Origin of the sequence: Exiguobacterium sp. s6 (assembly GCF_018618155.1) — a bacterium.
Taxonomy (GTDB): Bacteria; Bacillota; Bacilli; order Exiguobacteriales; family Exiguobacteriaceae; genus Exiguobacterium; species Exiguobacterium mexicanum_A.
In genome coordinates this window covers 259,609-283,363 of record NZ_JACSLN010000002.1, presented here as the reverse complement: position 1 = coordinate 283,363, position 23,755 = coordinate 259,609, and the positions used below count along the sequence as shown (strand labels likewise).

Below are 23,755 nucleotides of genomic sequence, written 5' to 3'. Positions count from 1 at the left end.
TCAGTAGAGAGAAAGGGGAACTTTACATGAAAATCGGGGTATTGAAAGAAATCAAAAACAATGAAAACCGCGTCGCCTTAACGCCGATGGGTGCAGCCGTATTAACTGAGCTTGGACACGAGGTTCTCGTCGAGACGGAAGCCGGTGTCGGGAGCGGCTTCACGAACATGGAGTATGTCGATGCAGGGGCGACAATCGTCGACACAGCCGCAGACGTTTGGGGAAACGTCGAATTAGCGTTGAAAGTAAAAGAACCGCAACCGTCTGAATATCGTTATTTCCGTCCGGACTTGACGCTCTTCACCTACTTGCACTTGGCAGCCGAACCAGAACTCACGAAAGCACTCGTCGATTCAGGCGTGACGGCGATTGCTTACGAGACGGTTGAAATCGACCGCACGTTGCCGCTCCTCACACCGATGAGCGAAGTGGCTGGACGAATGGCCGCTCAAATCGGGGCCCAAATCCTTGAAAAACCGCACGGTGGAAAAGGGATTCTCTTGTCAGGCTTGCCTGGCGTACCACGTGCGAACGTCACCGTCATCGGGGGAGGTGTCGTCGGGATGAACGCAGCCCGCATCGCCATCGGCCTCGGTGCCAACGTCACAATCATGGACATCAGCCCAGCCCGTCTTCGCCAAATCGACGACCAATTCGGCAACACAATCAATACGCTCATCTCAAACAGCTACAATATCGCCAAACAAGTGGCTGACAGTGACCTCGTCATCGGTGCCGTCCTCATTCCAGGCGCGAAAGCACCGAAACTCGTCACGAAAGAAATGGTGCAACAGATGTCACCTGGGTCGGTCATCGTCGACGTCGCCATCGACCAAGGCGGAATTTGCGAGACAATCGACCATATTACGACGCATGACGCACCGACGTATGAGCGCTACGGCGTCCAACACTATGCCGTAGCCAACATGCCAGGTGCTGTCCCACGTACGTCGACGCTCGGTTTGACGAACGCGACGATGCCGTATATCGTCGAGTGCGCTCAAAAAGGGATTTTCCCGGCGCTTCGTGAAAACGCGGCGTTACTCAAAGGCTTGAACGTCATCGACGGGACAGTCACGTATGAGGCTGTCGCGCGTGACCTCGGCTACACGTTCGTGGCGCCTGCTGAAGCGGTCACAAAACAATTACAAGCGTAAGGACCAAACCGACAGAATAGTTCTGTCGGTTTTTATGTCGTCACATCATCAAAAAACGCTCGAACCGGTTGGTTCGAGCGTTTTCGCGCTTATGCGTTTTCGACGGCGATATCCTCACCAATGATTTTGACTTCTGGTTCAAGCTCAATCTCGAACTTCGCCTTCACCGTCGCTTGGACGTGACGGATGAGCGAGATATATTCGGTCGCTGTCGCTTCATCGATATTGACGATGAATCCGGCGTGCTTGAGCGAGACCTCCGCCCCGCCAATCCGCTTCCCTTGCAGGCCGCAGTCTTGAATCAATTTACCGGCAAAGTAACCAGGCGGTCGTTTAAAGACGCTACCACACGATGGGTATTCAAGCGGTTGTTTCGACTCGCGCTTGTACGTCAAGTCATCCATCACTTCTTTGATCGCCTCATAGCCGAGCGGCTCGAGTTCGAACGTCGCTTCGAGGACAATCAGCCCGTCTTTAGAAACTCGGCTCGTCCGATAATCGAGGTCGAGCTCTTCTTTCGTGAGCGTCATGAGTTCGCCTTCTGGTGACAAGACGACCGCGCTCGCGATGACGTCTTTCGTCTCTCCACCGTAGGCGCCTGCGTTCATGTAGACCGCGCCACCGACCGTCCCCGGGATGCCACAGGCGAATTCTAAGCCTGATAGTTCCTCGGTGAGCGCTTGGCGTGACACATCGATGATGGCCGCGCCGGCTTGGGCGATCAATTGATTCCCATCGCGACGAATCGTTTTCAACTCGTTCAAGTTCAAGACGATTCCGCGAAGGCCGCCGTCACGGACAATCAAGTTTGATCCAAAGCCGAGAATCATGAACGGGACGCTCTCGCGATGAGCAAGTTCAAGCACGGCTTGTACTTCCTCGTACGTGTGCGGGGCCACGAAATAATCGGCCTTCCCGCCTAATTTTGTATACGTGTGTGCCGACAGTGGTTCGTCTTGGTTGACGCGATCGGCCGGAATGATAGTAAGTAGTTGGTCTAAAAAGCTCATGCGTTGCCTCAATCCTTTACGTTCTATTTTAAGCATGCCTCGGTTCGTCAAGAGAGAGGCAAACACGTCACTGAATGATTTCAGTACGAAACACAGTATACAAATCTTTGACAGGGGTGACAAGCAACGTTTTCTTTACAATGAAGCAATTAGTTTATAGCAATAATGATGTTGCCACTGCCACTACGATAGGAATTGTGAAATTATCCCAGTCCCGATACGAAATCGCTTCTGTCAACGTAGCGATAATGGAAATGATGAATCCATATGTTACCACTTGCCAAAGTGGAACATCATCCCACAAAAACAATAAAAAGAGGACAGCGTACGAACTGAGGAACATGGCCATGCTCCCTTGAAACGAGCGTTTCTGCCCGTATAAGTCGTACGTCACTGTACCATATTTACGTCCGATCAGAGCGGCCAACCCATCTCCCCACGCCAAAACGAGCGATCCGGCCAGAAAAGCGAGCGGCTCCGATTCGAAGAAAAAGTACAGGATGACGAGCAAGGCGATCGGATAATAGACGGTACCGAGTGATTTGCGCTCCGTCTGGTGGACCGGTGACGGACTCTTATAAAGAAGCAATGCGTTCGCAAACGTGAAGAAGACGAGCGGGACGGCTGCGACGTACCAAGTCTCCATTAACCAGACTGCAAGCAGCGACCAATGGCCGACCGCGATATGTACACTCTTTCGAATTGTCTCATCCGTCCAGCCGAGGCGTTTGCCAATCTGTTCAAGACCGACGAGAAACACCAGGACAATGACGATGGACAGGATGGAACTGACCCATTCATTCATCGTTGGACCACCTTTATCTACGTTTTTTTATACGTTTCCATTATACCTTAATCAGGCGATAGCCTAGCTTCCTTTTCAAACATTTGGTAGAATGAGGTCAAATGACTGTATAGCCAACGGACGTAGGTGGCTATAGAAAGGATGCCTGTATGCGCGACGCAATTTCGATTCAAACTTTGGCTGATTGCCTTCATTATATGCGGGTTGGCGACGTAGACCGGGCCATCTCTCTCTTCCCAGAGGACGTGCGTGAGCATTTCCCGAAAGAACTTCGCAAAATTCATTTGTTTCATATTGAAAAGAACGGATTATCAATCAATCAAATCGTTGCTTTGGCGAACACGTTGACGGGGGAACACTTATCCGCCACCACAATCCAAAACTGGACGAAACGAGAGGTCCGGAAAATCATCGGAGTGCCCCGGGTCGGTAAAAAGTACTCGCTCCAACAAGCGGCCATCATTTATTTACTCGATGATTTGAAGCACCTGTTCTCGCTAGAAGAGACGAGTTCGCTCCTGGCGCTCATCTTCAACAACCCTGACCGTGATGAAGACGACCTCATCTCACCGATCGACTTTTATCGTCTCTACGCCGAGTACGCCAAATCGACGAGCCCGATCGAGCTCCTCGACACCCGTGCGAAGCGTTCGATCGAGAAGATGGGCTATACCCACCCGAACATCTTGCACGTCCTTAAACTCTGTTTATACGCGCACCGCGTGACGACCCTCGAGATCGAGGCCAAACATTATTTGAACCGCTTCATTTGACCACGTCGAATGGAGCTTTTTTTCATAAAAAAACACCAGTCGCCGTGACTGGTGTTCGTCATATTGGTCACACCGATACCGCGATGGGCATCCGTGATTTTACTGTCAACGTTTTAAGGACAGACAACAACTCGAACATCGAGAGTTGGTCGGCCTCTTTCGTCAAGCAGAAGCAGTCATCCTCTTGTTTGCGGAGTTCCGCCACAAGCTTGCCTGCTTTGTCTCGAACGCTGAACTTATAGCGCTCGACATCGTATTGAATCGTATAGAGACCGCGTTCATAGACGTTGTACTCACACTTTTTCCCGAATAACGAGAATTTGTCCTTCAACTGACCAATCGCCTGCCCGTCGTGGTTCATGACGACCCACTTTTGACAGTTCGGGATGTACTTCCCGTGAGCGATTTGACGGCCTGACAAGTTGTGCACTTGAACACTGCCCTCCGCGTCGCGGTGAACAGATCCGATCGCATCATTTGTCTCGTCATAAATGGTTGCTTCGCCTTGCGTAAAGACGCAACCTTTTACATAAATTAATTTGCGCACCGCTTTTCCTCCTAATACGTTCCAACCTTGGATTTGTGTGTGTTTGGTTGGTCTTTCTATGAAACCCCCAAATTGGTACTGCTAGCCGCCTTTTCTCGTTTCAGCGACTACATATTTCATATGACGAAGATGATTATTGCATCGATTGATGAAAAAGACAACCCCTTTTTCTTCGACACAATCCGCCATTCTGTCAAAGTTGTGAACACGCCTGATTTTATCGCTTAAAACCGGCCTCTTTTAGCAACTGTTCGAGCTCCATTCTTGCAATCAGACGAACTTGATTCGGTTCCGCCAATTCGTACGCACTATCGGTATACGATGAGTTCGTCACGACCCAGCCCTCGTTCACGCCATAGTATGGAACAGACGCCGCGACTTGCTGGACGGCTTCGAGTCCGACCGCCTTTTCATAGCGTTTCGCTTGGACCGCGATCGACCATCCATCTTCTGTTTCAAGGAGCAAATCCGCCCCGAAATCACGTGACGCCGGGGTCACCGTCACGGTATACCCGAGCGCGGTGAACACTTCCTCTAAAAATAGTTCAAATTCTCGGCCGTCCATCCGGTCGATGCGGTGGATCGTCGAGAGACGCATCCGCCAAATGAGCCAAAGCAGGCCGACTGCCACGCAAGCGATGATGCTCCAAATCGGTGCATCCCACCACCATAACCCGAGGGCAATCATTAAGCTGAGCCCCATTCCTTTCACGTCCATCGCCCTCTCTATGTGTTCTTATCTTCACTTTACCGTTTGAAGGCAGGAAAACAAAGGGGGAGCTGTCGAATGTATTGAAGATGTACCCGTTTGATATAGAGAAGGAGGGATCATCGTTAATGGAGAACCGAGGACATCTCCAAAGCGAACTGCTACACGCCTTACCGTACGGTGTAGCGTTAATCACGACGGATGGGACAATCGTCCAAGCAAACCGTCCGTTTTTAGAGCAATTCCCTGAAGACTTACAAACGCGATCAAACATTTTTCATATGGTCAACCAGTCACCGATCACGATGGAGCTGTCACGACGGATGGAGCAAGGACTATCTTGGACGTATGAGATGCCGACGATCCGGATTCATGCCATCCCCAATGGTGACGTCTACATCCTCTCAATCGAGCCACTCCCGCTCGATACACGGGTGACGGTACAACATAACGCGTTCGAGGCCATGATGCACACTGAGCTTGATATGGCGATGATCATGACCGATGCCAATCTGTTGATCAATCGCTTCAATAAAGGCGCGACCGAACTGTTCGGATATGCGCCGCACGAAGTACTCTATGAAATGACCCCGTTCGGTCTGTTCGAGTCAAGAGAACTGAGCGAGAAGCGGACCCACTATCAAGACGAAACGGAGCGGCTCTTGTCATTCGAACAGATGCTTCGTGTGGCGTTAGACCGAGGCGACCGTGAATGGAAGTTCCAACGAAAAGACCGGACCCATTTCGTCGGAAAACTGTTCATGCACCCTGTCTATGAGCAGGCACGCGTCATCGGCTTTTTCTTTTTCGTGTTCGATGTCAGTCCTGAGATTGCCTTGAAAGGCGAATTGCTTCATAAAGAACAACGCTATCGCATGTTTGCCGAATCAGTCATCGAAGCTGTGCTATTCCATGAAGGCGGGACGATCTTAGACGCGAACAAGGCGGCCGAGACGATTTTTCGCATCCCGGCCGAACAGATGGTCGGCCGTCAAACGATTGAGTTCATCGCCGAAGGCTACCGGGCCGATGTGTTGCGCCGCATTCGCAATCATATCCAGACACCGTATGAGGTCATCGGCCGTCGTGAGGACGGGACGTTCCTCGAGATGGAAGTGTACCCGAAAGAAGTGACGTTCCAAGGTCAGACGCTTCGTGTCGCCGTCATGCGCGACATCAGCGACCGAAAGAAAGTCGAGCGCATGCTCGAGCGGGAGAAGAACGCCATCGCCCGGCAACGGGATATCATCCAATCGATTTTACAGGCGTCCAATGAAGCGTTCGTCTTGACCGAATCGAACGGCAGCGTCCTCTTCATGAACGTGCACGCCCGTCGTCTGCTCGATTTGCCGGGTATCGCCCCGAACAAGATGCAAGAGCGAATCCCGCTCCTGACGACGTTCCGAGCGCGTGACCGCACCGAGATGTTGAAAAAAATCGATTTGTTGCTCGACGGATCGGCGCGAGAAGTGTCAATGCGCTTCTCGATTCCGCAACCGAACGATCGGGACGAGCAATATTACGAGATGTATGGGACTGGTATGGATACGAAACGCCAAGTCGGAATGGACAGTGGGTTCTTGTTTGTGTTTCGCAACCGGACCGAAGAAGAACGGATGGACCAAATCAAAAACGAATTGGTCAGCACCGTGTCCCACGAACTGAGAACCCCGCTCTCGTCACTCTCGGGATATATCGAATTGATGCTCACTCGCGACTTGAACCCCGAAAAACGTGAGCGCTACTTAAAGACGATGGCGAAGGAAGCGAAGCGTCTGACCGACCTGTTGAACGATTTTCTCGATATTCAACGAATGGAAGACGGCAATCAAGAGTATAAAAAAGACCACTTCATCTTGAACGAACTCGTCCGCGATGTTGTCGAACGCTTCCGCGAGACGAGCAATCACTCGATTCACTTCGATGACGCCGATGAATCGCTTCACCTCATCGCCGACAAAGACCGCATCGAGCAAGTCATCATCAACCTGCTCTCGAACGCGATCAAGTACTCGCCTCATCACCACGAAGTCGAGGTACGCGTCCGCCATGAACGTAACCAAGCCCACGTCTCCATTCAAGACTTCGGCATCGGGATTCCCGAGCATGCGTTCGAAGAGTTATTCAAAAAGTTTTATCGCGTCGACAACTCGGACACACGTCAAATTGGCGGGACGGGTCTTGGGCTGTCAATTTGTAAGGAAATCATCGAATCACATGGCGGTAGTATCGAGGTCGAGTCGAGCGTCGGCGTCGGCTCGACATTCACGTTCACGTTGGACTTAGCGGAGGAGACATTATGAACCATTACGCTTTCACCGGTTTCCCCGGCTTTTTAGCCGGAAAGATGATCACGCACCTCGCAACCTTGCCGAATCAAATCGGAACGATTTACGCGCTCCACCTCCCGACCGAACGTTCCGGGGCACTCGCTTTAAAACAGGAGCTGTTGGAAGCGACATCGTTACGAGATGATCAACTCGTGCTCGTCGAGGCCGATATCACGCTGCCTGAAGTCGTGCTCGACCCGATCATGCGCTCGGTCATCGAACGTGAAGTGAATTACGTGTTTCACTTGGCCGCTGCGTACGACTTGAGCATCCCTTATGATGTCGGGTATCGCATCAATCTGCTTGGGACGAAACACATCACCTCGCTCGCGAAACGGGCCCCGCACTTGAAACGATACGTCTACTTCAGCACCGCCTATGTGTCCGGACGCCGTCAGGGCACCGTTTATGAGAACGAGTTATGGCACCGTGTCCGCTTTAAAAATCATTACGAGGCGACGAAGTATGAAGCCGAGGCCATCGTCTCGCGGGAGCTCGGTTCGATGCCGGTGACCATCATCCGTCCCGGCATCGTCATCGGCCATAGCGAGACCGGCGAGACGAAAAAGTTTGACGGGGTCTACTTCGTCTTGAAGCTGATGGACCAACTCCGCCAAGCCGCCCCGCTGCCGTACATTGGACGACAGAATATCGAAGTGAACCTCGTCCCGTACGATTATGTCGTCGAGGCGACCGCTTATCTCGCCCATGCCCCGGTCGGTTTAAAACGGACGTTCCATTTGACGGACCCGTTCCCGCACGGCGCACGCGAAGTGTACCGGATGATTCATGAAGAGATGTTCGGTCGTCCTCCACGCGGGACGATTCCACACGCGGTCGCGGAGACCGGATTCTCGGCGCTGCATCTGTCGGAACGTTACGGCGTTCCGCGCGAACTACTCGCCTATTTCAAACATCAAGTCCATTTCGATACGACCCAGACGTTGCGGGCACTGAGCGGGACGGACATCGTCTGTCCTGACTTGAAAGACTACTTGCCGAAAGTCGTCGCCTATTACGAGACGCACAAAAAGCCCTGAACAGGGCTTTTTGTGTGTCATCCGATTAACAACTTCTCTTTTGGATAGCGGATCTTCCGGTCCATTTGTCGTGCGACCGTGAATAGAATCGTCAACGAGCCGACGCGGCCGAGCAACATCATGAACATGATAAAGCTTTTTCCGGCATCGTTCAGTTCCGCCGTGATTCCGAGCGATAGCCCGACCGTGCCGAACGCCGAGACCGTCTCGAATAGGAGCGCGGTCGCCGAAATGTGGCCGTTCGTCAAAATCGTCAACGCCGTGATTAATAAAATAAAGATGAAACTGGTGATGGCCACCATATACGCTTTTTTGATTTGGAACGCGTCAATCGTCCGCTCCAAGATGACCGTCTCCTTTTTACCAACGATGAACGCCCACATATCCGCCAAAATGACAGCCACGGTCGTCACTTTAATCCCGGACCCGGTGGAAGCGGCTCCTGCACCGACGTACATGAGAATCAAGACGACACCGATCGACACAGGCGCCATCGTCGAGATGTCGACCGTGTTAAAACCGGCCGTCCGTGTCGTCACCGCCTGGAAGAAAGTAACGTGCAACGCTTCACCGAACGGACGTCCATATAAACTCCCTTCCGTCGACACCCATTCAAACAGCATGAGCGCGAACCAGGCAATGCCGTTGACGATGGCGAGTGACGCGATCATGATTTTCGAATGCAGCGCGAGCCGTTTCCAGCGCTTCACCTCGGTCGCGTCTGCAATCGTCGTGAAGCCGAGCCCTCCAATCATCAAGAGGACGGCAATCGTGATGACGATGGCCGTATTCTGTTCAAATTGCATCAAACTGTCTGGCCAAAGGGCAAACCCCGCGTTATTGAACGCTGATACCGCATGGAAGAAGCCATAATACAATGCCTCGCCGAAGCGATAATCACCGGTGCTGTACAGTTCGAACGTTAAAAACAGCATGCCCAGAAACTGAACGATCAGTGTCGTGAAGACGATGTTGCGGACGAGCCGGACCGTGCCGCCAGGCCCCGACAAATTGAGCGATTCTTGAAGGAGAATCCGCTGTTTCAAGCCGATTTTCTTCCCGAGCACGCTGAGTAACATGAGAGCGACCGTCATGAAGCCGAGGCCTCCGATTTGAATCAAGGCGACGATGACGAGCTCGCCGAACGTGTTGAAGGAAGAGCCGATATCAATCGTCGACAACCCGGTCACCGTACCGGCCGACGTGGCGATAAAGAGACAGTCAATCCACGACACGGGTTGCGTCTGTGCAAACGGCATGTAGAGCAGGGTCGCACCAGTCAAGATGGCGAGTAAAAATCCAGTCGCGATAAAACGGGCCGGCTTTTCAAACACGAGCCGGTAGAGCGCTTCAATTCGTTTTATGCGCATTTCCCGCACGGTCAATCGATGTCGCATCTCGCTATCTCCTTCATATCTAGTTTTCTAAGGCTCATATTACTCCTCACTTTTAAAATTGCCAACTAGAAAAATGTATCGCTAACTGTTTGTCGATTTTTTTGGTAGTATGAGAGATAGACTTTAAGAATGTTGAGGAGGTTGAATGAAACCGTGGACCCTAGTACGGTAGATCATTCGCTAACGGATGTCTCGCGAAGGTTGGAGCGTCAGTCACAATGTATGCCCGCCCATCTTTATTTCCAACTTGAAGAACTGCTACATTGGTCACTCGATCAAGAAGTTGTGAATCAATTGTACGCATTATTAAAAAAATACGACGTGTTAACCGATATAGAGCGTGAAGAACGAAATATCAGCATTCAAATGCTGATTGACGAAAACGGCGCTTAACCATCGGGAACGCATTTGCGGGAGACGAGTTAAGTCTCTCGCTTTTTTTGTCTCCCGATCTCTTTAGAAAGGTGGAAAACATAGACATGGATGTCGTCACTTTAATAGGACTTTTACTCGGTTTCTTCACGCTTATCGGCGGTATGATTTTGAAAGGCGCGGGGGTCGCCCCGCTGATCAACCCAGCAGCACTGGTCATTATTTTTGTCGGTACAGCTGCCGCGGTCAGCATCGCCGTATCAAAAGAACAGTTACAGACGGTTCCCCAACTGTTCAAAATTTTATTCAAGAAGCAAGAGTTGCCGAGTAAATCGGGCCTGTTGACGCAATTCGTCGATTTATCGACGCAAGCGCGTAAAGAAGGTTTGTTATCGCTTGAAACAGCCCTTGAACAAGTCGAAGAACCGTTCTTGAAGCAAGGCATGATGATGGTCATTGATGGCCAACCGTCCGAGTACATCGCCGAAGTGATGTCTCGTGATATCGAGAACATGGAAATACGCCATAAGGCGAACGCCGACGTGTTTACGCAAGCGGGGACATATGCGCCGACACTCGGTGTCCTCGGGGCCGTAATCGGACTCGTCGCCGCATTAAAAGATTTATCGGATATCGACAAACTCGGATATGCCATCTCAGCTGCCTTTGTCGCGACACTGTTCGGGATCTTTAGTGGCTATGTCCTTTGGTTCCCCTTCGCTAACAAGTTGAAGCAATATTCGAAGAGCGAGGTCGTCGTCAAGGAAATGATGATTGAAGGAATTTTATCCATCCAAGGCGGAGAATCACCAAAGACGCTAGAAGATAAGTTGGCCGTGTATTTGTCTCCAAAGGAGCGAGCGAACTATGAAGCGCAAAAAGAAGCATGATCATGAAGAACACATCCCTGAAGGCTGGCTCATTCCTTATGCCGATCTCCTGACGCTTCTGCTCGCTTTGTTCATCGTCTTGTTCGCCTCGAGTAACGTCGACCAGACGAAGCTCGAAAAGATGTCCCAGTCCTTTAATCAAGTGTTCTCAGGCGGGACGAGTGTGTTTCAAGCCTCGACCGCCTCGAACAGCGATATTAGCCGCACGAACAAAACGGACACGACGGCGAATCCACGGACGTACGAACTCGCCAAGCTCGATGAGTTGAAAGAAGAGGTCAATCAATACATTCAAAAGAATGGACTCGAGGATGAGATCGAAGCGACCATCAATTCGAGCGGTCTCGTCCTGACGATCCAAGACCGGGCTCTATTCAGCATGGGTGAAGCGACGCTCGATGGCGATGCTAGAGCAGTCGCCCGCTCCATCAGCGGTATTCTCGAACAAGCCGGCAATCGTGAAATCGTCGTATCGGGTCATACGGATAATATCCCAATCAACACGGCCCGCTTCCCGTCGAACTGGGAACTCAGTTCAGCCCGAGCCACCGCCTTCATGCGCGGCTTGTTGACGAACGACGCCTTGAACCCTGGGCAGTTCACACTTGCGAGCTACGGGGAATACAAACCGATTGCGACGAACGACACGGAAGCCGGACGTTCGAAAAACCGCCGCGTCGAAGTGTTGATTAAACCACTCGTCGATTTGTCAGAAGGATCGCCCAAAATGATTGATACGATCGTTTTGCCATAAAAAAATCCCACTCGATCGAGAGTGGGATTTTTTCGTTACCGCGTCCATTCAAAATATTTACGAGCGAGCTCAGTGAGCGGACTGTTGAACAAACGTTTCCGCCAGTACAAGTCGGCCGCCTTCTTGACCGCTTCGCTACGCGATGGGTACGGATAGATCATCCGGGACAGTTTACCGATCTTATCGCCCCGCTGCATCGCATAGACGACGATTTGCATCCAATCCCCGGCCGTCATTCCGACCGCGTGCCCACCGATAATCTTACCGTTCTTCCGGGTGATGATTTTGACGAATCCTGTCTCTTGACGGTCGGCGACGAACCGATCGACCTCAGACAGTTTCGCTTCAAAAATCTCGACGTCATCGCCGTGACGCTCACGTGCCTCGTCCTCGGTCATGCCGACGTGGAACACTTCCGGGTCTGTGAATGTGATCCACGGCATCTTCGTGTAGTCGACCTTGTTCCATAGTCCGAACAAGGCGTTCGCCACGACGGCTTTCCCTTCTTCTCCGGCCGCATGGGTGAACGGTAACGTCTTGATCGTGTCACCGATCGCGAAAATGTGGGGTTGGGACGTCCGGTATGTCGAAGTGACATCAACGTACCCGTCTTTCACGTTCACATGCGCCCGGTCGAGCCGTAGTTCATCAATTCTCGGTTTACGGCCCGTCGCCATGAGCAGTTTGTCAGCCTCATACGTCACGGTCTCGCCATCGACTTCAGTCGTGACGTGAATACGTCCGTCCTCTTCAGCAATCTGCTTCACCTTCACCCCGACTTTCAGACGCATCGCCATCTCAAGCTGAGAGCGGAGCAATTTGCTGACAGACTCATCTTCTTTCGGTAAGAACGTGTCCTGTGCCTCAAGCACGGTCACTTGGCTTCCAAGACGAGCGAACGATTGGGCAAGTTCAAGCCCGACCGTGCCGGCGCCGATGACGATGATACTTTCTGGCAGCGTCTCTTCTTCAAAAACTTGTTCGTTCGTTAAGTACGGCACACTGTCCAATCCATCAATCGGCGGTACGGTCGGTTTCGATCCGGTCGCGATGACAAACTTTTTCCCAATCAACAAATCGTCTCCGACTTTAAGCTCGTACGGGCTTTGGAATGATGCCTCGCCGATATACACATCGACACCAAGTTTTTCGAAACGCTCCGTTCCGTCATGATCTTGGATGATAGCGCGGGCACGATCGACACGCGCCTTCGTCGTCTGGTAATGGTCGCGGCCATCAAACTCAGCTCCGAGCACACGCGCCGCCTGCATCATGCTACTCGCTTCTTTCGAAGCGGCAATCAGCGCTTTCGACGGGACACACCCGACGTGAAGACAGTCTCCACCAAGGTGTTTTTTCTTCTCGACCAAGGCGACCTTTGCGCCTAAGTTTGCAGCACCAGCCGCGACCGTCATCCCGGCCGCACCCCCACCAATCACAATCAACTGATAATCCTTCATCTCATCAACCTCCGATAGCGTTCACTCACATCCTGCATCCGCTTCCGGTTCACCCCAAAGTCAGAGTGACCGAGTCGTGATGCCGAGCGGAATTCAATCTGTCTTGTCTCATCGTCGAATCGGAATTCAACGTCATCCTTAAAGCGCATCATTTTCGACGTGACGACATAATGGAGCGTGTCATCCGTCTCCTTGACGAGCTCGGTCCGAGGCAGTTGCCCCATCACCATCTTGATTGTCTCGATGCTCTCAGCACGGTCTTGCCCGTATGGGAGCGGCTCCATGCGTAGCGCCTCAATTTCTGTTTCGGTCGAGACAGCGTTCGGACTACCTGACAATGGCTTCAATGATTTCGTTGCCACGAAAAAAACCTCCCTCATTCTACATACAATTACATGTATCCTGAATTCGGAAGGTTTAACCCTTTTAATGCAGTTCGCTCGGGTCGAGCGGTAACAAAACGGTCACCGTCGTGCCATGACCGACCTCACTTTCGATGACGAGCTTCCCTTCATGCGCCTCGATCAACTCTTTGGCGATGGCGAGACCGAGACCACTGCTGCCTTTCGTCACTTGCGCCTGATAGAACATTTCCGTGATGCGCTGCAGGTGATCCCGTGAGATACCAGGTCCCTCGTCGATGATCGAGATGAACGCGACCCGTTCCGATTGCACGAACCGTACGGTCAACGTCCCTCCTTCCGGCGAGAAGCGAATGGCGTTCTCGAGCAAGTTTAGGAATACTTGCTTCAGCCGGTTCTCATCGAACAGTCCGATCGACTTTTGCGGGTACCGTTCGATGAGCGTGATTTGTTTGTCCTCGAGCGATTGTTTCAATTGAACCGTCACTTTCCGTAGCAGCGACACGAGATCGAGCTCTTGCCGATACAAGACGAGCCGGCTCTCTTCGATTTTCGTGTAATCGAGCAACTGCTCGACGAGGCCGATCATCCGCTCTGTCTCCGAATGGATGATGCTCAGGCCGAGCTCGGTTTCGTCCGACACTTTCTCGTCCCCGCCCCGAATCGTTTCGGTCCACCCTTTAATCGAGGTGAGCGGTGTCCGTAACTCGTGTGACACGTTCGATAGAAACTCATTTCGCGTCGACTGGTGCTGCTGTACTTTCGCACCTAAATACGTCAGCGTCCGGGCCAGTGCCCCGAGCTCATGTTTTTCATTGGAATAGACTTCGACGTCAAAATCACCTTGCGCCATCTCATCGGCCGTCTCAATGATGTCTCGAATCGGTCGGACGAAGCGGTCTGCAATCCGAATGACGGCATAGAGCGCGACCAGCCAAATCAAGACACCAATCATGACGACAGCCATCCAAATCTCGCGAATCAACGTATCGAGATCGGCGAGCGGTCGCGTGAAGCTGATGGCGAATTCACTCGTGCCGTCCGTGATGATGGGACTCGTCACCGACAAATAGTGGTTCCCTTCCGCATCGTAATCTTGGACGACGGACTCACCGCGGGCGAGGTCTTGCAGTTGTTCCGATGTGAAGGCCGCCTGCTGCGCCCGCTGTCCCGTCGTTTTAATGATTTGACCGGTCCGGTCGACAATCGTCAAATCGGTGCCTGGATACCCGAACGTCCGGACGAGAACCGAGAACGCGCTCGGTGTTTCAAAACCGACCTGCGCCTGGGGATAGAGATAGGCACTCGTCGTCGCATGGCTAAGTAAGGCCTCTGATTCATATTCATAGTAGTAGCGGTACGTTCCGTACGACAAGACGCTCACGAGCAAGACGAGCACGAACGTCATGACGAGCATAATCCGAATGACGAGCTGTTGCTTCATCCGTCATGTCTCCGCCATTTGTACCCGTGCCCCCACAGTGTCTCGATATAAGCCGGGTGGCTCGGATCATCTTCAATTTTTTGACGGAGACGACGGATGTTGACGTCGACCGTCTTTCTGTCCCCGAAGTAATTGATGCCCCAAACGGCATCTAACAGCGCATCACGTGATAAGACGACTTCCTCGTTTTGGACGAGGTGACAAATCAAATCGTATTCGGTCGGGGTCAAATCAATCGACTGCCCATACTTCGTCACTTGCTTCGCTGCCAAGTCGATGGCGAACGGTCCGGACTTCAATCGCTTCTTCTCTTTTCGTTTCACTTTCTCGACACGTCGGAGGAGTGCTTGAATCCGCGCCACGAGTTCGCCGGGACTGAACGGCTTGGCGATGTAGTCGTCCGCCCCTCGGCCGAGTCCTTCGATTTTATCTTCTTCGAGTGTGCGCGCCGTCAGCATGATAATACCGACATTCTCATCTAAATCACGGATGGCCGCACATGCCTCAAAACCGTCCATCTCTGGCATCATCACATCCAATAACACGACATCGAACGGTTCACGATCAAACGCCGTGACCGCCTCGCGTCCGTTCGTCGCCTCAAAGACGTCGAATCCGGCCCGCTTTAAATTAACGATGATAAAGCTGCGAATCGCATGCTCATCTTCGGCTACTAATATTCGATTCATCATTCCACCTCTTCTGAAATTCACTACTTCTTAATAGTTACGTTTTTGCGACAAGGTTGTCAATTGACCTCAAATCGTATTAGGATGGAGTCATTAGATTCTGAAGGAGGACTCCTTACCATTATGAGTTACAAGATGATAGTTTTAGATATGGACGATACGCTCCTCACGAGCGATCACACGATTTCCGCCAAAACGAAAGCTGCCTTGCTGGATGTACAAGAACGCGGACATAAAGTCGTGCTCGCGAGCGGACGTCCGACGTACGCGATGTGGGACGCAGCCCGAGAGCTCGAGCTCGCCAAATACGGTAGCTATATTCTCTCATTTAACGGTGCCTCAATCATCAACTGTGAGACAAATGAAGAAATCTTCTCAAGTACATTGCTTCCAGAGACGGTCGCCCATCTCCATGATATCAGTGTCCGGGAAGAAATCGCGATTCATACGTACATCGGTAACGAAATCGTAACCGATCAACCGAACCCGTATACCGATATCGAAGGTGAATTGACAGGGATGCCGGTCATCCATGTCGATGACTTCAAAGAAGCGGTCACGACGCCTGTCGTCAAGTGTCTCATGCTCGGTGATGGCGACACGCTTGCCCCGATTGAAACGAAACTGCAAGTCGAACTTGAAGGCAAACTCGCCGTCGCCCGTTCGAAACCGTTCTTCCTCGAATTTACGGAAGCGGGTGTGACGAAAGGGACGAGCCTCGCCTTCTTAGCCGAGCACGTCGGCATCGAGCAAGCCCACGTCATCGCTTGCGGAGACGGGAACAACGACTTGACGATGATTGAATGGGCTGGGCTTGGGGTCGCAATGGGCAACGCCAACACAACGGTCAAAGGCAAAGCCGACTTCATCACGAAATCAAACAATGAAGACGGGATCGCGCACGTTATCGAAACGTTCATGGGAACTGTCCTCGTCGATCGATAAATGGACAACTCAGGTTGAATTCAAGGAGGAATTACGATGAATAAAGGATTGAAACGGGCGGGACTCGGACTCGTCGGCACGGCTGTCGCCGGTGCCGCCTATGTATTCTTGTCCCCGAAACCGACCTCACGCCTCGTCAAAACCTCATTTGCCGGCGGGAACGAAGTGGCCATTAAAGGGTTCGAGGAAGTCGTACAAAAAACGTCGGTCCGTAAAGACATCGACTACCATTCGGCTTACGAGAACGGAACGTTCGACTTGATTCGCTACGAAGGTGAGAAGCAGATCGTCCCAACCATCTTTTGGGTGCACGGCGGTTCATTCGTCGGTGGCGATAAGGCCGACGTCTTCAAGTATGCGACGTCGATTGCAAGCAACGGCTACAACGTCGTCAGCGTCAATTATGCGCTCGCTCCAGACGTCACGTACCCCGTCCCGCTCCAACAACTTGAAGAGGCATACACGTATATCGCTGAAAACAATGACCGCTTCCGGCTCGATCTCGACCGTGTCTTCTTTGCGGGCGATTCGAACGGGGCCCAACTTGTGGCCCAATTCGTCGGAATCCAATTGAACGATGGCTACGCACCGTCTGCCGAAGTGAAGCAAATCGTCCCGAAATCGTCGATTCTCGGCACGGTTCTCATGTCGGGTCCGTACGATTTGAAACGGAGCATCGTCGAGTCATCGAAGGCGGTCAACCGCTTCTTGTTCAAACGGATTGGTTGGGCTTACTTCGGAACGTACAATTGGGAAGACTTGCCGGTCGTCGCGGAAGCGTCGCCGCTCGTAAATATCCCGGCCACGTTCGTTCCGACGTTTATCACTGACGGCAACACCGGTTCGTTCGAAACGCAAGCGAAAGAATTTGCGACGATCCTCTCCGGTCGTGCGGACGTCACGAGCGTCTTTTATGACCGAAACGAGCACACACTCGGCCACGACTACCATTTTGAGATGGATAAGCCGGCAGCCAGTGCCACGTATCGCCGTTTAATCACGTTCTTGCGTGAAACGACGCGTTAACAAATAATCCCCGCCCATCGTTGGGCGGGGATTATTTTTGTCAGTTGAGCAATGCGAGCGCGCGGCCGATCAACTCATGCCGCGATGGCGACGTCTCACGTAACGCGTGCAACCGTTCCGTCAACGCCTGTCGAAGCGCATCGGACTCGACGAGCTCCAAACATTCGATGTGGAGCAACCAAGCATCGGGATGATCGGCAAGAATCGTCGGCACGAGCTCATCAATCGACTCGCCTTGCTCCCGCATATTGCGAATTCGATTGAACATCGGGTCATCGTTCGTCCAAACACGGGCGTCACGTTCGATGCGGACCGGCTTCTCCAAGATGACGAGTTCTTCAATCTCGGTGCCTGGGAAGATCGATGGGAGCGTGTCTTGTCTCACTTCGAGTGTCTCCAGTTTAATCTGTCGTCCTTCGATGGTGACGACGACGTCTTCGAACTGTAACGCTTCCGTCGTCTCGCTGACGAGGCGTCCGTCCAGTCGAATCCCTGCCGTCGCCAATACGTCTTGAAGCGGTCCGTCGAGAACGAGTACGCCGTGGTTCTGTAAGTTCGTCAATTGACCGTGATTGACGTTCACACAGTCGTCCCACTGGACGAGCGCACGTGCCCCGGAGCGTGTCACGTGACGAATCACACCGACACGGTCCGTCCCGTCTTCAAGCCGGACAGTCGATTGACTGCCCGACGCGAGCGCTTTCTCGAGCGAGGCGATTCCACCTTGGTTGACCGCCATCCGTGACTCGAGTTCGTCTAGCGCGTCCTTCAACGCTTCAAAGTCCGGGATGACGAACAACTCGCGTTGCATATTCGTCACGTCCTGTTTCGTTTCGAGTGCGTGCTCTAAATTGAACGGATGTTTCGTGACGGCGTCAGTCAAACAATGACGGCTCTCCCCGACCGATGATAACAGTCCCGCCCCGTAGATGAGCGGGTTGTCCACCTCACCGATGAGACCGAACTCGACCGTCCACCAAAAGATGCGGGCGACTTGTTGCGCTTCAGAGAAGCCGGTTACTTGGGCTTTGGCCGCATGAACCGCCGCTTCGGCTGCCGCGATCTCCTCGTCCGTCGAGTTCGCATTCTCCTTCACGACGGTCAATCGTTTCAGTGCTGCGAACGAGGCGTGTTCTTCACGATTCATGAACGCTTTCGCTCCAAGCTGTCCGAACCGCTTCACGATTTGGGAGAACTCCGGATCCATCAACATCGGTGCATGACCAGCCGCCTCGTGGATGATATCTGGTGCCGGACTGTACAAAATATTCTCGACTTTACGAATATCGGTCGCGACCGGCAACATGCCGTTGCCTTGGAAATCAAAGAAAGCGACGCCTGGGATGAGTCCATCGACCGCGACCGTCGACCAACCGGCCGCTCGCATCTCTTCGGTCATCTTTTCAACGTCAGGGAGACGCTCTGGCCCCATGCCCGTCTTTTTCAACCCTTTGATGTAGAACGGGTGTGCCTTCCCTTCAAGCGTGTGCAAGTTCAGTCGCAAGACGAAGCGCCAGACAGCATGATCCGTCGGCGTGTACTCGTCGTAGAACTGTGGCGAAATATGTGGGGCCAAATGGCGTGGAATGATTTGTGTGAGCATGATGTTTCCTCCTTTGATTGACTGAACGTAAAAAAGTCCCTATCGATTCACTCGATAGGGACGACGATGCCGCGGTACCACCCTGATTACTAGACGATGTCTAGTCACTCTATTCCGATAACGGGGGACCGCTCAACAAGTGAGAGCTCGCGAACTGTAATTCGATTCATCTTTTGGGCGTGTTCACAGCACCACACGCTCTCTGGGCCAGGGAAGATGTCTCTACTTCGGTTCGGTCATCGCTTTTATACTGTTATACAGTTATGCTTCTATGCGCATGTGCTTTTAAGCGCTAAAGTATCTTGTTGGTAGTAACGATAACAGACCGTTTGAATGTCGTCAACAAAAAACAGTCCGCATCTGCAGACTGTCACAAACACCAATCAATTTCAGGTTGTCCCCACTCGTTCAACTTCGCGTTCACTTGCGAGAACGGCTTCGATCCGAAAAAGCCGCGATGGGACGAGAGCGGGCTCGGATGGACCGACGTCAAGACGGCATGTTGCGGGCCAATCCATTTCTGTTTCTTCTTCGCGTCGTTCCCCCATAAGACGAACACGATCGGCTCTTCACGCTGCCCCAGTCGCTCGATGATGGAGTCGGTGAACTGTTCCCAGCCCTTCCCGCGGTGAGACCCGGCCTTGCCTGCCTCGACCGTGAGGGCGGTGTTGAGCAATAGCACGCCTTGTCGGGCCCATTTCTCCAAATTGCCGCTGGTCGGGACCGGACAGCCGATATCGTCCTGCAATTCTTTAAAGATATTACGGAGTGACGGTGGAAGGCGGACGCCGTCTTGGACCGAGAAACTGAGTCCATGCGCTTGGTTCGGTCCGTGATAGGGATCTTGCCCGAGGATGACACATTTGACGTCCTTGAACTTCGTATAGACGAACGCGTTCCAAATATCTTCTCGCTCCGGATAGACGGTCGATGTCTCGTACGCTTCATCGACGAACGCTTTCAAGTTAGTAAAATAAGGCTCGGCCATCTCGGATGCGATGATGTCGCTCCAATCCCCAAGCAGGCGATTTGATAACTGTTCTCCCATGTGTTTCTCCCCTTTCCGTCTTATCATACCCGAATTGATGGCACACAAAAAGACGAGCCCGATTGGACTCGCCTTGATAATTATACTGTGACTGCGCCTGCGACTTCTTTCGCAAGTGCTTCGGCTTTCGCTTTTGCGTCAGCAACGATTTCTTCGATTTTGTCTGGGTATTGGTTCATTCCTTCAACTGGAAGTGTCGTCACTTCTGTCACGCCGACAAATGCGAGCGCTTGACGGAGGTAAGCGTCTGCGAAGTTGAGGTCCGTACCCGTGTAGATGCCACCCGTACCTTGGATGTGGATCGCTTGTTTGTTCTCGAGAAGACCGACTGGACCTTGCTCTGTGTAACGGAATGTTTTACCAGCCGTCAAGACGCTGTCGAGGAACATTTTCATGCGTGCTGGGAAGAAGAAGTTCCACATTGGCGTCGCGAACACATACATGTCAGCTTCCATGAACTTCTCGAGCATACCGTTCATTGTTGCGACTTTAGCCGCTTCGACGTCTGTGAGTGCTTCGCCTGATGCGAATTTGCCCCATGCGCTGAGGACGTCGCCATCGATTTCTTGGACATCGACATCGTAAAGTTCAATCGCTTCAACTTCGAGTGACGCATTCTCGTTCGTGAGTGTCGTCATGAATGTTTCAGCGACTTGTTTGCTGTATGACAATTCTGTCGGTTTCGGGTTAGCAGATACGTATAATACCTTTTTCATAATGGGTTCCTCCATAAAAGTAATCTCTATTTGTAACAACAGTTTGAACTATATCATCTGTATATCTCGCAGTCAATTATTTTAACTTCAAGATAAATGAGTCAAAAAAAACAGGCAGGCGTCATTTGCCTGCCGCGTTATAACCGACCCGTTTTAATAGGTCGATCAGCATTTCCGTCTCCTCTTCACTAAGTGGACCGTAAATGTCTTTAAAGATTTCGATATGCTCGGGATAGACGACGTCCATCAAACGCTTGCCTTCTTCGGTCAACGAAGCATACGTAACGCGTCGGTCAGATGGACAAGCCACACGTTCAATCAAGCCACGTTTTTCAAGCTTATCGATCACGTATGTGACACTGCCGCTCGTAATCAAAATTTGATCTCCGATTTGCTGGAGCGGGGTATCCCCTCGTTTATACAATACGGATAAAACACCGAACTCTGTTGAATTCAATTGGTGGCGTCTTAAATCGTCCTTTACACGGTCACTGATCGCGTCCATCGCCCGCGCTAAAACGATCCACGCCTTCAATTCGAGTGATTCAATCATGTCGGTTTCACCTCAATTCGTTCATCATTTACCTTTAGTATAGCAGGACATGAGCAGTATACGGTGGGAAAAACGCTTCGTCAAGAAACTTCTTCATTGTCGCCCCTGTCTGAAACGTATAGAATGGAATTATTGCGATTTTTAGAAAGGGTGGACGGTATGCGTGAGTATTACGAGATTTCATTGACGATTAAACAAGCCTATTTGAGTACGGTCATCGAGTTGTTGAACCGGGAAGGGATCGCCCCAGACTATGCGCTCGAAAAAGAAGGCGCGGTCTTTTTATTGTTCAACCACTTACCATGGCCGAACGTCACGCGCGAACCCCATGCGGTCGAACGCTTTTTGTTGACGTTGGCGCGTGAGGACTATTTGTTCGTCAAAACGAAACGCAAGTCCCCCGTCCCGGACCATGAACCGGTCGCCTGCATGGGCGCGTTCGACTCACCGTTCCATGAGCATTTGAAGATTGAACTCGCCGTCGACGAATCGGATGCGAGCCATCTCGATATGTCGGCGTTCCGGCACTACTGAACAACACATCTGTGTTGTTTTTTTTATGACTAGTCTGGGCATATGACGGGAATAGATGACAATATCTGAGTGTGAAAAGGAGAATGTGCTTTGATGGATACAGTCATGTTAATCGTCAACCCATCGTCTGGGAAAGAGTTAGGGAAAGAACACGCCGCGGCAGCGGAGGAAGTCTTACGTGAGCGTTACGGGAACGTCGATGTCCGGTTCACGGAGAAAGCCGACGATGCCACCCATTTCGCAAAAGAAGCGGCATCGAAACAATATAAAGCCGTCATCGCGATGGGTGGCGACGGGACGTTGAACGAGGCCGTCACCGGTCTCGCCGAAGCCGACCATCGTCCTGATTTCGGCATCATCCCGCTCGGTACCGTCAACGACCTCGCCCGCGCGCTCGGCGTCCCGAGCGATCCCGCAGATGCCATCGAGGCGCTCAAGACAGCTCAACCGACACCCATGGATATCGGCAAATATGAGAACGGCTATTTCATGAACGTCATCGCCATCGGGCTCATCGCCGAGGCCGTCGACGAGGTCAGTGTCGAGGAGAAAACGAAATGGGGCCCGTTCGCCTACTTGATCGAAGGCATCAAAGCGTTCCGCGAACATAGCCCGTATGCGCTGTCGGTCCAAGCCGATGAGCACACGTTCGACGGAGACGCCTATTTGGTCGTCATCGCCCTCACGAACTCGGTCGGCGGGTTTGAGAACTTTGAACCGGACGCTGAGTTGAACGATGGCTTGCTTCATGTCTACTTATTTGAAAACCTCGGCTTCAAAGACGCGGTCCAACTCGCACCTGCCCTGTTCACCGGCAAGTTGAAAGAAACGGACAGCGTCACGTCGTTCACGACGAAACGCGTGCATGTCGACTCACCAGAATCGCTTCCGGTCAATGCTGACGGCGACACGGGTGGTCAGCTGCCGCTCACGTTTGAAGTACTCCCGAGTCATTTGAACGTTTTGAAGCCGGTCGAGTAAAACAAGGATTTTCCCCCTTAAACGCGAAAGAAAGTCACGGAAAGGAGGGGAAAGGATGACCATCTCGCTCGTCCCTTTACAGGAAGCGTCGAACGCCATCGTCGCAACGTTCAATCGTTGGAACAACGACCCGACAATCGTCCATTTGATTCGTCCCGTCCGCTCGGAGGAAGAACTCGCCGCCGAACATCACATGACGGTCGAGGACTTGACGGACCGCCTCCGGACCCATGACATCTTCCTCATCTACGCAGATGACGTGCTCGTCGGTGAGGTGAATATCATCTATGATGCCCCGCATCTTTACGACAACGAACGCGGAAGCGCCTGGCTCGGACTCGTGATTGGAGAGCCGACCGGTCGCGGGAGAGGTGTCGGTACAACGGCCCTCACCCTGTTAGAAGAACGACTGCGTGCACAAAATGTGCCTCGCATCGAGCTCGGTGTGTTTGGGTTCAATGAAGCGGCTCATCACCTTTATCGAAAGGTCGGCTACACGGAAATTGCCCGGATCGAGGCGTTCACTTATTGGAACGGTCGATTTTGGCCGGATATCCGGATGGAAAAACGATTGGATTGAATAAGGCCTTCCTCGCATCGAGGAAGGCCT

General features: G+C 52.2%; 25 protein-coding genes and 1 other annotated feature. Of the genes, 12 read left to right on the top strand and 13 right to left on the bottom strand.

The features are described from left to right. Positions 1 to 26 precede the first annotated feature (26 nt). Positions 27 to 1,157 (top strand): alanine dehydrogenase, encoded by a 1,131-nt coding sequence (gene ald, locus KNP75_RS12430; protein WP_034780820.1) that lies wholly within the window; start codon positions 27 to 29, stop codon positions 1,155 to 1,157. Between the two features lie 89 nt (positions 1,158 to 1,246). On the opposite strand, the gene murB is transcribed toward ald, so the two are convergent. Continuing rightward, positions 1,247 to 2,167 (bottom strand): UDP-N-acetylmuramate dehydrogenase, encoded by a 921-nt coding sequence (murB, locus tag KNP75_RS12425; protein WP_215190556.1) that lies wholly within the window; start codon positions 2,165 to 2,167, stop codon positions 1,247 to 1,249. 154 nt (positions 2,168 to 2,321) lie between these two features. Continuing rightward, the gene (locus KNP75_RS12420; RefSeq protein WP_034780817.1) at positions 2,322 to 2,972 is read right to left on the bottom strand and encodes a diacylglycerol/polyprenol kinase family protein; all 651 of its coding nucleotides are present in this window, start codon (positions 2,970 to 2,972) and stop codon (positions 2,322 to 2,324) included. A 149-nt stretch (positions 2,973 to 3,121) separates the two neighbouring features. Here KNP75_RS12420 and KNP75_RS12415 point away from each other — a divergent pair, with 149 nt between their 5' ends. Further along, positions 3,122 to 3,745, top strand: coding sequence for a DUF1836 domain-containing protein (locus KNP75_RS12415; protein WP_034780815.1), 624 nt, complete (start codon positions 3,122 to 3,124; stop codon positions 3,743 to 3,745). A 67-nt stretch (positions 3,746 to 3,812) separates the two neighbouring features. Here the strand turns inward: KNP75_RS12415 and KNP75_RS12410 are convergent, their stop codons facing one another. Together KNP75_RS12410 and KNP75_RS12405 are read right to left on the bottom strand one after the other, a co-directional pair. Next, positions 3,813 to 4,292, bottom strand: a complete 480-nt coding sequence (locus tag KNP75_RS12410; RefSeq protein WP_034780813.1) for an LURP-one-related family protein — start codon at positions 4,290 to 4,292, stop codon at positions 3,813 to 3,815. A 217-nt stretch (positions 4,293 to 4,509) separates the two neighbouring features. Continuing rightward, positions 4,510 to 5,010: a restriction endonuclease gene (locus tag KNP75_RS12405; protein WP_251128345.1), complete on the bottom strand. Its 501-nt coding sequence runs from the start codon at positions 5,008 to 5,010 to the stop codon at positions 4,510 to 4,512. 119 nt (positions 5,011 to 5,129) lie between these two features. On the opposite strand from KNP75_RS12405, the gene KNP75_RS12400 reads away from it, so the two are divergent. Next, positions 5,130 to 7,304 carry a PAS domain-containing sensor histidine kinase gene (locus tag KNP75_RS12400; RefSeq protein ID WP_215190555.1) on the top strand — a complete coding sequence of 725 codons (2,175 nt, stop codon included), beginning with the start codon at positions 5,130 to 5,132 and terminating at the stop codon, positions 7,302 to 7,304. Next, a complete protein-coding gene (locus tag KNP75_RS12395) occupies positions 7,301 to 8,371 on the top strand; it encodes an SDR family oxidoreductase (RefSeq protein ID WP_138860057.1) in 1,071 nt (356 codons plus the stop codon). Before KNP75_RS12400 ends, KNP75_RS12395 begins: the two co-directional genes overlap by 4 nt. 17 nt (positions 8,372 to 8,388) lie before the next feature. On the opposite strand, the gene KNP75_RS12390 is transcribed toward KNP75_RS12395, so the two are convergent. Next, on the bottom strand, positions 8,389 to 9,768 hold the full coding sequence (locus KNP75_RS12390) for a TrkH family potassium uptake protein (protein WP_214797436.1): 1,380 nt from the start codon (positions 9,766 to 9,768) through the stop codon (positions 8,389 to 8,391). A 141-nt stretch (positions 9,769 to 9,909) separates the two neighbouring features. Here KNP75_RS12390 and KNP75_RS12385 point away from each other — a divergent pair, with 141 nt between their 5' ends. From KNP75_RS12385 to KNP75_RS12375, 3 genes are all read left to right on the top strand, one after another. Further along, positions 9,910 to 10,161, top strand: a complete 252-nt coding sequence (locus tag KNP75_RS12385) for a hypothetical protein (RefSeq protein ID WP_233005246.1) — start codon at positions 9,910 to 9,912, stop codon at positions 10,159 to 10,161. 86 nt (positions 10,162 to 10,247) lie between these two features. Then, complete coding sequence (motA, locus tag KNP75_RS12380) at positions 10,248 to 11,030, top strand: flagellar motor stator protein MotA (RefSeq protein ID WP_034780808.1); 783 nt, start codon at positions 10,248 to 10,250, stop codon at positions 11,028 to 11,030. Beyond that, positions 11,008 to 11,784, top strand: a complete 777-nt coding sequence (locus tag KNP75_RS12375) for a flagellar motor protein MotB (RefSeq protein WP_214788341.1) — start codon at positions 11,008 to 11,010, stop codon at positions 11,782 to 11,784. Before motA ends, KNP75_RS12375 begins: the two co-directional genes overlap by 23 nt. Before the next feature lie 35 nt (positions 11,785 to 11,819). On the opposite strand, the gene KNP75_RS12370 is transcribed toward KNP75_RS12375, so the two are convergent. The 4 genes from KNP75_RS12370 to KNP75_RS12355 form a co-directional block, all read right to left on the bottom strand. Beyond that, positions 11,820 to 13,244 carry a dihydrolipoyl dehydrogenase family protein gene (locus KNP75_RS12370; protein ID WP_215190554.1) on the bottom strand — a complete coding sequence of 475 codons (1,425 nt, stop codon included), beginning with the start codon at positions 13,242 to 13,244 and terminating at the stop codon, positions 11,820 to 11,822. Then, a complete protein-coding gene (locus KNP75_RS12365; RefSeq protein WP_215190553.1) occupies positions 13,241 to 13,606 on the bottom strand; it encodes a DUF1499 domain-containing protein in 366 nt (121 codons plus the stop codon). Before KNP75_RS12365 ends, KNP75_RS12370 begins: the two co-directional genes overlap by 4 nt. A gap of 64 nt (positions 13,607 to 13,670) precedes the next feature. Continuing rightward, positions 13,671 to 15,050 carry a sensor histidine kinase gene (locus tag KNP75_RS12360; protein WP_215190552.1) on the bottom strand — a complete coding sequence of 460 codons (1,380 nt, stop codon included), beginning with the start codon at positions 15,048 to 15,050 and terminating at the stop codon, positions 13,671 to 13,673. Continuing rightward, positions 15,047 to 15,739, bottom strand: a complete 693-nt coding sequence (locus KNP75_RS12355) for a response regulator transcription factor (RefSeq protein ID WP_034780802.1) — start codon at positions 15,737 to 15,739, stop codon at positions 15,047 to 15,049. Before KNP75_RS12355 ends, KNP75_RS12360 begins: the two co-directional genes overlap by 4 nt. A 123-nt stretch (positions 15,740 to 15,862) precedes the next feature. Between KNP75_RS12355 and KNP75_RS12350 the strand changes: the two genes are divergently transcribed. Both KNP75_RS12350 and KNP75_RS12345 read left to right on the top strand, forming a co-directional pair. Continuing rightward, on the top strand, positions 15,863 to 16,684 hold the full coding sequence (locus KNP75_RS12350) for a Cof-type HAD-IIB family hydrolase (protein WP_034780799.1): 822 nt from the start codon (positions 15,863 to 15,865) through the stop codon (positions 16,682 to 16,684). 36 nt (positions 16,685 to 16,720) lie between these two features. Beyond that, complete coding sequence (locus KNP75_RS12345; protein WP_214754902.1) at positions 16,721 to 17,710, top strand: alpha/beta hydrolase; 990 nt, start codon at positions 16,721 to 16,723, stop codon at positions 17,708 to 17,710. Between the two features lie 40 nt (positions 17,711 to 17,750). Here the strand turns inward: KNP75_RS12345 and KNP75_RS12340 are convergent, their stop codons facing one another. From KNP75_RS12340 to KNP75_RS12325, 4 genes are all read right to left on the bottom strand, one after another. Further along, on the bottom strand, positions 17,751 to 19,313 hold the full coding sequence (locus tag KNP75_RS12340; RefSeq protein ID WP_215190551.1) for an aromatic amino acid hydroxylase: 1,563 nt from the start codon (positions 19,311 to 19,313) through the stop codon (positions 17,751 to 17,753). Positions 19,314 to 19,366: 53 nt separating this feature from the next. Further along, positions 19,367 to 19,562, bottom strand: a binding site (T-box leader). 121 nt (positions 19,563 to 19,683) lie between these two features. Then, the gene (locus KNP75_RS12335) at positions 19,684 to 20,361 is read right to left on the bottom strand and encodes a uracil-DNA glycosylase (RefSeq protein WP_215190550.1); all 678 of its coding nucleotides are present in this window, start codon (positions 20,359 to 20,361) and stop codon (positions 19,684 to 19,686) included. Positions 20,362 to 20,441: 80 nt separating this feature from the next. Beyond that, positions 20,442 to 21,077, bottom strand: coding sequence for an FMN-dependent NADH-azoreductase (locus KNP75_RS12330; RefSeq protein ID WP_029596264.1), 636 nt, complete (start codon positions 21,075 to 21,077; stop codon positions 20,442 to 20,444). Positions 21,078 to 21,198: 121 nt separating this feature from the next. Next, positions 21,199 to 21,630: a MarR family winged helix-turn-helix transcriptional regulator gene (locus KNP75_RS12325; protein WP_034780788.1), complete on the bottom strand. Its 432-nt coding sequence runs from the start codon at positions 21,628 to 21,630 to the stop codon at positions 21,199 to 21,201. Positions 21,631 to 21,789: 159 nt separating this feature from the next. Here KNP75_RS12325 and KNP75_RS12320 point away from each other — a divergent pair, with 159 nt between their 5' ends. The 3 genes from KNP75_RS12320 (at position 21,790) to KNP75_RS12310 (ending at position 23,725) form a co-directional block, all read left to right on the top strand. Continuing rightward, positions 21,790 to 22,164: a hypothetical protein gene (locus tag KNP75_RS12320; RefSeq protein WP_034780785.1), complete on the top strand. Its 375-nt coding sequence runs from the start codon at positions 21,790 to 21,792 to the stop codon at positions 22,162 to 22,164. Between the two features lie 93 nt (positions 22,165 to 22,257). Next, positions 22,258 to 23,145 (top strand): diacylglycerol/lipid kinase family protein, encoded by an 888-nt coding sequence (locus KNP75_RS12315; protein ID WP_034780782.1) that lies wholly within the window; start codon positions 22,258 to 22,260, stop codon positions 23,143 to 23,145. Positions 23,146 to 23,200: 55 nt separating this feature from the next. Continuing rightward, positions 23,201 to 23,725, top strand: coding sequence for a GNAT family N-acetyltransferase (locus KNP75_RS12310; protein ID WP_034780771.1), 525 nt, complete (start codon positions 23,201 to 23,203; stop codon positions 23,723 to 23,725). Positions 23,726 to 23,755: the final 30 nt, after the last annotated feature.

Coding starts and splice junctions, on each gene's coding strand:
- KNP75_RS12335 (WP_215190550.1), bottom strand. CDS start 20,361: ATGGGAGAACAGTTATCAAATCGCCTGCTTGGGGATTGGAGCGACATC.
- KNP75_RS12355 (WP_034780802.1), bottom strand. CDS start 15,739: ATGAATCGAATATTAGTAGCCGAAGATGAGCATGCGATTCGCAGCTTT.
- murB (WP_215190556.1), bottom strand. CDS start 2,167: ATGAGCTTTTTAGACCAACTACTTACTATCATTCCGGCCGATCGCGTC.
- KNP75_RS12320 (WP_034780785.1), top strand. CDS start 21,790: ATGCGTGAGTATTACGAGATTTCATTGACGATTAAACAAGCCTATTTG.
- KNP75_RS12395 (WP_138860057.1), top strand. CDS start 7,301: ATGAACCATTACGCTTTCACCGGTTTCCCCGGCTTTTTAGCCGGAAAG.
- KNP75_RS12340 (WP_215190551.1), bottom strand. CDS start 19,313: ATGCTCACACAAATCATTCCACGCCATTTGGCCCCACATATTTCGCCA.
- KNP75_RS12325 (WP_034780788.1), bottom strand. CDS start 21,630: ATGATTGAATCACTCGAATTGAAGGCGTGGATCGTTTTAGCGCGGGCG.
- KNP75_RS12420 (WP_034780817.1), bottom strand. CDS start 2,972: ATGAATGAATGGGTCAGTTCCATCCTGTCCATCGTCATTGTCCTGGTG.
- KNP75_RS12310 (WP_034780771.1), top strand. CDS start 23,201: ATGACCATCTCGCTCGTCCCTTTACAGGAAGCGTCGAACGCCATCGTC.
- ald (WP_034780820.1), top strand. CDS start 27: ATGAAAATCGGGGTATTGAAAGAAATCAAAAACAATGAAAACCGCGTC.
- KNP75_RS12345 (WP_214754902.1), top strand. CDS start 16,721: ATGAATAAAGGATTGAAACGGGCGGGACTCGGACTCGTCGGCACGGCT.
- KNP75_RS12390 (WP_214797436.1), bottom strand. CDS start 9,768: ATGCGACATCGATTGACCGTGCGGGAAATGCGCATAAAACGAATTGAA.
- KNP75_RS12370 (WP_215190554.1), bottom strand. CDS start 13,244: ATGAAGGATTATCAGTTGATTGTGATTGGTGGGGGTGCGGCCGGGATG.
- KNP75_RS12330 (WP_029596264.1), bottom strand. CDS start 21,077: ATGAAAAAGGTATTATACGTATCTGCTAACCCGAAACCGACAGAATTG.
- KNP75_RS12350 (WP_034780799.1), top strand. CDS start 15,863: ATGAGTTACAAGATGATAGTTTTAGATATGGACGATACGCTCCTCACG.
- motA (WP_034780808.1), top strand. CDS start 10,248: ATGGATGTCGTCACTTTAATAGGACTTTTACTCGGTTTCTTCACGCTT.
- KNP75_RS12400 (WP_215190555.1), top strand. CDS start 5,130: ATGGAGAACCGAGGACATCTCCAAAGCGAACTGCTACACGCCTTACCG.
- KNP75_RS12415 (WP_034780815.1), top strand. CDS start 3,122: ATGCGCGACGCAATTTCGATTCAAACTTTGGCTGATTGCCTTCATTAT.
- KNP75_RS12405 (WP_251128345.1), bottom strand. CDS start 5,010: ATGGACGTGAAAGGAATGGGGCTCAGCTTAATGATTGCCCTCGGGTTA.
- KNP75_RS12360 (WP_215190552.1), bottom strand. CDS start 15,050: ATGAAGCAACAGCTCGTCATTCGGATTATGCTCGTCATGACGTTCGTG.
- KNP75_RS12375 (WP_214788341.1), top strand. CDS start 11,008: ATGAAGCGCAAAAAGAAGCATGATCATGAAGAACACATCCCTGAAGGC.
- KNP75_RS12315 (WP_034780782.1), top strand. CDS start 22,258: ATGGATACAGTCATGTTAATCGTCAACCCATCGTCTGGGAAAGAGTTA.